This window comes from Aeromonas sp. PrichA-15, assembly GCF_017939245.1.
Taxonomy (GTDB): Bacteria; Pseudomonadota; Gammaproteobacteria; order Enterobacterales; family Aeromonadaceae; genus Aeromonas; species Aeromonas caviae.
The window spans coordinates 14,791-22,519 of sequence record NZ_JAGKRH010000149.1; the positions used below are offsets into that span (position 1 = coordinate 14,791).

At 59.7% G+C, this 7,729-nt stretch carries 9 protein-coding genes and 2 pseudogenes; 7 read left to right on the plus strand and 4 right to left on the minus strand.

Annotated features, from left to right (window positions below; genetic code table 11):
- From tusA to J9889_RS16755, 4 genes and pseudogenes are all read left to right on the plus strand, one after another.
- The coding region (tusA, locus tag J9889_RS16740; protein ID WP_210557421.1) for a sulfurtransferase TusA at window positions 1-147 on the plus strand (147 nt) is incomplete at its 5' end.
- 18 nt (window positions 148-165) lie between these two features.
- Window positions 166-513, plus strand: a complete 348-nt coding sequence (locus tag J9889_RS16745; RefSeq protein WP_210557410.1) for a RidA family protein — start codon at window positions 166-168, stop codon at window positions 511-513.
- Between the two features lie 28 nt (window positions 514-541).
- Window positions 542-631: pseudogene (locus J9889_RS16750) on the plus strand (endoribonuclease L-PSP); the annotation flags it as partial.
- Window positions 632-659: 28 nt separating this feature from the next.
- Window positions 660-749 (plus strand): annotated as a pseudogene (locus J9889_RS16755) (endoribonuclease L-PSP); the annotation flags it as partial.
- A 138-nt stretch (window positions 750-887) separates the two neighbouring features.
- Here J9889_RS16755 and J9889_RS16760 read toward each other — a convergent pair.
- Entirely contained in the window at window positions 888-1,544 is a 657-nt protein-coding gene (locus J9889_RS16760) for an OmpA family lipoprotein (protein WP_010672405.1), read from the minus strand.
- A gap of 163 nt (window positions 1,545-1,707) precedes the next feature.
- Complete coding sequence (locus tag J9889_RS16765; protein WP_103858857.1) at window positions 1,708-1,950, minus strand: hypothetical protein; 243 nt, start codon at window positions 1,948-1,950, stop codon at window positions 1,708-1,710.
- A gap of 437 nt (window positions 1,951-2,387) precedes the next feature.
- On the opposite strand from J9889_RS16765, the gene J9889_RS16770 reads away from it, so the two are divergent.
- A complete protein-coding gene (locus tag J9889_RS16770) occupies window positions 2,388-2,948 on the plus strand; it encodes a cysteine hydrolase family protein (protein WP_210557412.1) in 561 nt (186 codons plus the stop codon).
- 54 nt (window positions 2,949-3,002) lie between these two features.
- Here J9889_RS16770 and J9889_RS16775 read toward each other — a convergent pair whose 3' ends face one another.
- Entirely contained in the window at window positions 3,003-3,581 is a 579-nt protein-coding gene (locus tag J9889_RS16775; RefSeq protein WP_210557419.1) for a DNA-3-methyladenine glycosylase I, read from the minus strand.
- A gap of 187 nt (window positions 3,582-3,768) precedes the next feature.
- Between J9889_RS16775 and glyQ the strand changes: the two genes are divergently transcribed.
- Window positions 3,769-4,692, plus strand: coding sequence for a glycine--tRNA ligase subunit alpha (glyQ, locus tag J9889_RS16780; protein WP_041212022.1), 924 nt, complete (start codon window positions 3,769-3,771; stop codon window positions 4,690-4,692).
- 9 nt (window positions 4,693-4,701) lie between these two features.
- Window positions 4,702-6,771, plus strand: coding sequence for a glycine--tRNA ligase subunit beta (glyS, locus tag J9889_RS16785; RefSeq protein ID WP_202041453.1), 2,070 nt, complete (start codon window positions 4,702-4,704; stop codon window positions 6,769-6,771).
- Between the two features lie 92 nt (window positions 6,772-6,863).
- Here the strand turns inward: glyS and J9889_RS16790 are convergent, their stop codons facing one another.
- On the minus strand, window positions 6,864-7,526 hold the full coding sequence (locus tag J9889_RS16790) for a site-specific DNA-methyltransferase (protein ID WP_080989850.1): 663 nt from the start codon (window positions 7,524-7,526) through the stop codon (window positions 6,864-6,866).
- Between the last annotated feature and the right edge of the window lie 203 nt (window positions 7,527-7,729).

The following is a 7,729-nucleotide window of genomic DNA, read 5'->3' on the forward strand; positions in this document are numbered from 1 at the left end:
GCGGATGGGGAGACCCTGCTGGTCAGCGCCGACGACCCCTCCACCACCCGCGACATTCCCAGCTTCTGCCGCTTCATGGACCATACCCTGGTCGCCAGCGAGACTGAGCAGGCCCCTTACCGCTACCTGATCCGCAAGGGTCAATAACCCCGTACCGGAGCAAACATGACATCCATTACCCGTATCGGGACCACCCAGCGCTGGTCTGATGTGGTCATCCACAACGGCACCCTCTACGTGGTGGAAGTGCCCGCCACCGAGACCGCCGACATCCACCAGCAGACCCGTGAAGTGCTGGAAAGCCTGCAGCGTCTGCTGGAAGCCAACGGCTCCGGCGTCGACAAGATCTTGGTGGCCAACATCTATCTCAAGGACATTGAAGACATCGCCGCCTTCAACGCGCAGTGGGATGCCTGGATCCCGGCCGGCACAGCCCCGGTCCGCGCCTGTGTACAGGCCCGTCTCGCCCACGAAGGCTACAGGGTGGAAGTACAGCTGACTGCCACTGTCTAATCAAAACGGGATGCCTGTCTCCCCTGATGCCGACACAGCCCCCGTGCGCGCCTGCGTGCAGGCCCGTCTCGCCCACGAAGGCTACAGGGTGGAAGTACAGCTCACTGCCGCTGTCTAAACAAAGCGGGATGCCTGGCTCCCCTGATGCCGACACAGCCCCGGTCCGCGCCTGCGTACAGGCCCGCCTCGCCCACGAAGGCTACAAGGTGGAAGTGCAGCTGACTGCGGCTGTCTAAGAGGCGGTTATCCCCTCATCCCCGACCCTTCTCCCGCAAGGGGAGAAGGGGGCAAGGAGCAAAGGGCACGCACCGGCGCCAATAGAAAGGCCCCGCCATCGCTGGCGGGGCCTTTTTCATGGCATCGAACCGGACCTCTTAGGCGGTCGGGGTCAGGGTGATGGTCACCCGACGGTTCTGGGCCTTGCCTTCGGCGGTGCTGTTGCTGGCCACCGGCTGATCCGGGCCCACACCACTGATGGCGATGCGGCTGCCGGACACGCCCTGGCCGATCAGCTGGGCGGCGACGGCATCGGCGCGATCCCGGGAGAGCTTCATGTTCAGCTCGCGGGAGCCGGTGCTGTCGGTGTGGCCGACCACGTTCAGACGGGTCTTGTCGAACTCGGCAACCACCAGGGCCACGCCGGACAGGGTGTTGGCACCGGCGGCTTTCAGCTGGGCGCTGGAGCTGTCGAAGGTGACGTTGTTCGGCATGTTGAGGATCAGCTGATCACCGTTGCGGGTCACGCTGACGCCGGTGCCTTGCAGCTTCTCGCGCAGCTTGGCTTCTTGCACATCCATGTAGTAACCGATACCGCCACCCAGGGCCGCACCGGCGGCGACGCCAGTCAGGATGCCCTTTTTGCGGTCGCCCTTGCTGGAGGAGAGCGCCCCCACGGCTGCGCCGGTCGCCGCACCCGCCAACGCGCCCCAGGCGCCCTTGGAGGTCTGGGATTCACCGGTATAAGGGTTGGTGGTACAGCCAGTGATGGCGACGGTCAGGGCAAGTGCAGGAACCAGTTTCTTGAAATGCATGAAAAAACCTCTGAAAAAGAACGACTCTAGCCGATGGCCGCTCATTCTAACCCAGAGAGGCGCCAGAGTGTGACGCGCGCATTGCGAAGATGGGCAGGGGGGCAACATGCCCCCCTGCCCCTAGCGACTTACCCGGTGCAGGCCATCTTCGGACGGGCCCGCATCAATATTTGATATCCCGGGCCTTGTCTCGCCCCTCCTGCTTGTTGTCACGATGCTCCTGGCGGCAGTCGGCATTGCCCACCAGCCCCTCACGACACGCCTGTTTCGCGTCACGGGACCCCTGACGGGTATCCTGACGCACATCGCGGGCGTCACGGCGCTCCAGGGCCTGCTTGGTGGCCTGTGCAGGCAGGGCGGCCAGCAAGGCGGTGGCGGCAAGCAGCGCCAATACGGACTTCTTCATGATGGCTCCTTCGCCAGACAACCTGAACCGGTCCGGCGTCTTTCAATGATAGGGGAGGGGCAGGATCCCGGTAGCGCCAACTCGGCCCTCGGAGCGTCGTCTGTGCAGCCTCGGACCTTCTTGCACAGGGCCGGCTTCCCCTCATGTTTGCCCTGACGAGCAACGTCATCCCCAGGGTGCAGCCGATCAGGCTCAGACAACCGGGGAAGAGAGGGCGAACGGCGCTCAGTGACATGGGATTCCCTCGTGATGACGCTCCCGATGGTGAACCCGTGTGACTGTATCCCGGCTGTACCGAGGGGCGAAAATGCTCCCGGCCCAGCCCGGCGCAACGGAACATGCTCCCGGAGTCTGGAGTGGTTGCCCACCAGATGCGGGGTTGTCTCATTAGAGCCCATGGCCCCAGAGTGGGTGACATTTCTCACGGAGCCATGACCATGTCGTCCCTTTCCCGCCCCGCGCTGCTCATCATCGACATCCAGGTGGGCCTCCTTCACGGCCCGGAAGCCCCCCATGCCGGGGCCGAGACCCTGGCCAACATCAATCGCCTGAGCCAGGCGGCCCGCAGTGCCGCTCTCCCTGTGCTGGCGGTGCGCCACACGGTCCCGGCCGGCAGCCCCATCGCCGCCGGCAGTCCGTTCTGGCAGCTTGCACCTGAGCTGGTCGTCGGCGAGGCCGATCGGGTGTTCGACAAGCAGCGCCCCAGCGCCTTCCATGGCACCGGTCTCGATGGCTGGCTGAAAGAGGACGGCGTGCAGACCCTGATCGTCACCGGCATGAAGACCCAGTACTGCATCGACACCACCTGCCGGGCGGCGGCAGATCTCGGCTACACAGTGGTGCTGGTGAGCGATTCCCACACCTGCATGGACACGCCGCAACTGACCGCCCCCCAGATCATCGCCCATCACAACGCCACCCTGGCCGGCCCCTTCGTGCGGCTGATGAGCAGCGACGAGGTGTGCGAGGCGCTCGGCCGCACCCTTGAGCCCTGCTGATTCAGAGCAAAAAAGAAGGGAGGCCTGAGCCTCCCTTCTTCGTGCATTTCCCCTTCACGTCGCCGCTGCTTGCTGGCACTCGGCGTGGCAAGGGCAGGTCACCAGATGATCGTTCACCATGCCCACCGCCTGCATGAAGGCGTAGCAGATGGTGCTGCCGACGAAGGTGAAGCCGCGCTTCTTGAGGGCCTTGGACATGGCATCCGACTCTGGTGAGGTCGCCGGAATGTCGCCGTTGCCCTGACGCTGGTTGACGATGGGGGCGCCGCCGACAAAACTCCACAGATAATCGACGAAGTCGATGCCCTCGGCCTCCAGCGCCAGATAGGCGCGGGCATTTTTGATGATCGATTGCACCTTGAGCCGGTTGCGGATGATGCCGGTATCCTGCATCAGCCGTTCCACATCCTGCTCGTCGAACTGCACGATGCGCACCGGATCAAAATCCGCATAGGCGCGATGGTAGCTCTCGGTGCGCTTGAGGATGGTGATCCACGACAGCCCCGCCTGTTGACCATCGAGGCAGAGCTTGGCAAACAACTCGCGGGCGTCATACACCGGCCTGCCCCACTGCTTGTCATGGTATTCGATGTATTCCGGGTCTCTGGTCACCCAGGCGCAGCGCAGTTCCATTTCCTCTCCCCTGTTTTTCATCGGCCATCGGCAGGCCGCTTGCGTCGGCGACATCATAGGGCAAGCGGCAACATAGCCCCACTAATCCCCTGTAATTTCGCCTATTATCCGACCATGCCAGACGGTATACTCCCTCGGTTCACATTCAGCAAATCTTGCTCTGATTTCATTTCGCGCGAAAAACACTATGCAAAAATTCGATGTCAAAACCTTTCAGGGCCTGATCCTGCAGTTGCAGGACTATTGGTCCCGCCAGGGCTGTACCATCATTCAGCCGCTGGATATGGAAGTGGGTGCCGGTACCTCCCACCCCATGACCTGCCTGCGCGCCCTGGGCCCGGAGCCCATCGCCTGCGCCTACGTACAACCGTCCCGCCGTCCGACTGACGGCCGCTACGGTGAAAACCCGAACCGCCTGCAGCACTACTACCAGTTCCAGGTGATCATCAAGCCTTCCCCCGACAACATTCAGGAACTCTATCTGGGCTCCCTGAAAGAGCTGGGTATGGATCCTGAAATCCACGACATCCGCTTCGTGGAAGACAACTGGGAAAACCCGACCTTGGGTGCCTGGGGTCTGGGTTGGGAAGTGTGGCTGAACGGCATGGAAGTGACCCAGTTCACCTACTTCCAGCAAGTTGGCGGCCTCGAGTGCAAGCCGGTCACCGGCGAGATCACCTACGGTCTCGAGCGTCTGGCCATGTACATCCAGGGCGTAGACAGCGTCTACGATCTGGTCTGGTCTGACGGCCCCCTGGGCAAGACCACCTACGGCGACGTGTTCCACCAGAACGAAGTGGAGCAATCCACCTACAACTTCGAACACGCCGATGTGGAGTTCCTGTTCCACTGCTTCGAGCAGTACGAGAAGGAAGCCCAGAATCTGCTGGCACTGGAAAAACCGCTGCCGCTGCCTGCCTACGAGCGCATCCTCAAAGCCGCTCACTCCTTCAACCTGCTGGATGCCCGCAAGGCCATCTCGGTCACCGAGCGTCAGCGCTACATCCTGCGCATTCGCACCCTGACCAAGGCCGTGGCAGAGGCATACTACGCCTCCCGCGAAGCGCTGGGTTTCCCCATGTGTCAGCGCACAGAGAACAAGCAAGGTTAAGGAACGGACATGGCACAACATACATTTCTGGTAGAGATCGGTACTGCTGAGCTGCCGCCCAAAGCCCTGCGCTCCCTGGCCGAAGCCTTTGCCGACAACTTCAAAGCCGAACTGACCAAGGCCGATCTGGCCTTCGGCGACGTCGAGTGGTTTGCCTCACCGCGCCGTCTGGCGCTGAAGGTAAGCGAGCTGGCTGGCGAACAGCCGAGCAAGAGCGTCGAGAAGCGCGGCCCGGCCGTGGCTCAGGCGTTCGATGCCGAAGGCAAGCCGACCAAGGCTGCCGAAGGCTGGGCCCGTGGCAACGGCATCACCGTTGAGCAGGCCGAGCGTCTGGTCACCGACAAGGGCGAGTGGCTGGTTCACACCGCCAAGGTTGAAGGCCGTCCGGCCAAAGAATTGCTGGGCGAGCTGGTTAGCCAGGCGCTGGCCAAACTGCCGATCCCAAAAATGATGCGCTGGGGCGACAAGACCATCCAGTTCGTGCGTCCGGTCTTCACCGTGACCCTGCTGCTGGATGGCGAGCTGGTGCCCGCCCACATTCTGGGTATCGACTCTGCCCGCACCCTTCGCGGTCACCGCTTTATGGGCGAGAGCGAGTTCACCATCGACAACGCCAGCCAGTACCCGCAGATCCTGCAGGAGCGCGGCATGGTGATTGCCGACTTTATGGCGCGCAAGGCCAAGATCAAGGCTGACGTCGAAGCGGCCGCTGCCGCCTTCGGTGGCGTAGCCGATCTGGACGACGCCCTGCTGGAAGAAGTGACCGCACTGGTCGAGTGGCCGGTGGTGCTGACCGCCAACTTCGAAGAGAAGTTCCTGGCCGTTCCGGCTGAAGCGCTGGTTCACACCATGAAGGGTGACCAGAAGTACTTCCCGGTCTACGACAAGCACGGCAAGCTGCTGCCGAAGTTCATCTTCGTCACCAACATCGAGTCCAAAGACCCGAGCCAGATCATCAGCGGCAACGAGAAGGTAGTTCGCCCCCGTCTCTCAGACGCCGAGTTCTTCTTCAAGACCGACCTCAAGCAGACCCTGGCCTCCCGCCTGCCGCGCCTTGAAACCGTGCTGTTCCAGCAGCAGCTGGGCACCGTCAAGGCCAAGGTCGAGCGCATCGAGACCGTCGCCGGCTTTATCGCCGAGCGCATCGGCGCCGACGTGGCTCAGGCCAAGCGTGCCGGTCTGCTCTCCAAGTGTGATCTGATGACCAACATGGTCGGCGAGTTCACCGACACCCAGGGTGTCATGGGGATGCACTACGCCCGTCACGATGGCGAAGACGAAGCGGTTGCCGTGGCCCTCAACGAGCAGTACATGCCGCGCTTTGCCGGCGATGCCCTGCCGTCCGGTCTGGTGGCCTGCGCCGTCGCGCTGGCCGACAAGTTCGACACCCTGGCCGGTATCTTCGGCATCGGCATGCTGCCCAAGGGTGACAAGGACCCGTTCGCCCTGCGTCGCGCCGCCATCGGTGCCCTGCGCATCATGACCGAGAAGCAACTGGATCTGGATCTGGTTGAACTGGTTGAAGAAGCGGTACGCGTCTACGGCGACAAGCTGACCAACAAAACCGTCGTCACCGACGTGGTCGACTTTATGCTGGGCCGCTTCCGCGCCGCCTATCAGGACGAAGGCATCGGTGCCGACGTGGTGCTGGCCGTACTGGCCCGCCGCCCGACCCGTCCGCTGGACTTCGATCGCCGCGTCAAGGCCGTCAGCCACTTCCGCACCCTGGATGCAGCCCTGGCCCTGGCCGCCGCCAACAAGCGCGTGAGCAACATTCTGGCCAAGGTCGAAGGCGATCTGCCGACTGCCGTCAAACCGGAACTGCTGGTCGATGCTGCCGAGCAGGCGCTGGCCACCCAGGTTGCAGCACTGCAAGCCGAACTGGCCCCGCTGTTCGCTGCCGGTGACTATCAGGCCGCCCTCACCCGTCTGGCCGCCCTGCGCGAGCCGGTCGACACCTTCTTCAACGAAGTCATGGTGATGGCCGACGACGAGGCCCTCAAGGCCAACCGTCTGGCACTGTTGAACAACCTGCGCAACCTCTTCCTGCAAGTCGCGGATATCTCCCTGCTGCAGTGATCTTGGTTGAGTCAGTGATATTAAAAACGGCGCCGTTAAGGCGCCGTTTTTATAAACATCTTGAATTTTTGAGATACTTTTATTTAATTTGATTAAGACTTTTTCATCCGGTTTATAAAACACTCATGCGCTGAAGTAGAAATATCACAACCAAGGTACTTTCTTGATGTATTAACTGCAGCTACCAATGTTGAGCCTGACCCAAAGAAAGAATCGGCAACAACATCATTTTCTAATGAGCTCTGGGATATTAATATTTCAATAATCTCAACTGGTTTTTCAGTAGGATAACCTCGCCATACTCGTTTACACTGCAAAACATCTGGAATACCCAAGTTATTAAGCTTTCGTTTTCCTTTTTCAAAAAACAAGATAAACTCGTATCTTGCCCTATAGTGATATCCCATGCCCATAGAGCATTTATCCCAAACTATAGGCTTCCAAAACTTAAACCCTATTTTTTCCGCCAGCGGCTTGACAATAAACATTGTCTCTTGATCACAGAAAAGATAAAAATGAGTGTTCTTCTTGAGCACCCTATATATTTCTATGAATAACTCCTCGAATCTATCATTTGGGAAGATATCAAACCATTGATTGCTAGAGGACTTACTATCTTTAAGACGCGTAGTTGTTCCTACTTTTCGGTGCTTTTCAAGAGATTCATAAGGAGGATCAGTTATAAAAAGATCAATGCTATTCTTGGGAAGAGTCCTCAACCACTCAATTGCATCCATCTTAAAGATTTCATTCATATAATTTCCAAAAGAACGCAGAAATATTTAGAGGCAGGTTAAAACCCCTGCCTCACTTGCAGGGCCGACGCATGATCATTCTTTGCGCTAGTTGATCAAGTATCGATCAGTTGAGCGGCGCCAAGTACGATTTTAATTGTACCTTGCGTTGCCAAGCTGTAAATAGTCGAGATCTTAACTAACTGTTTATTTTTATGGCCCAG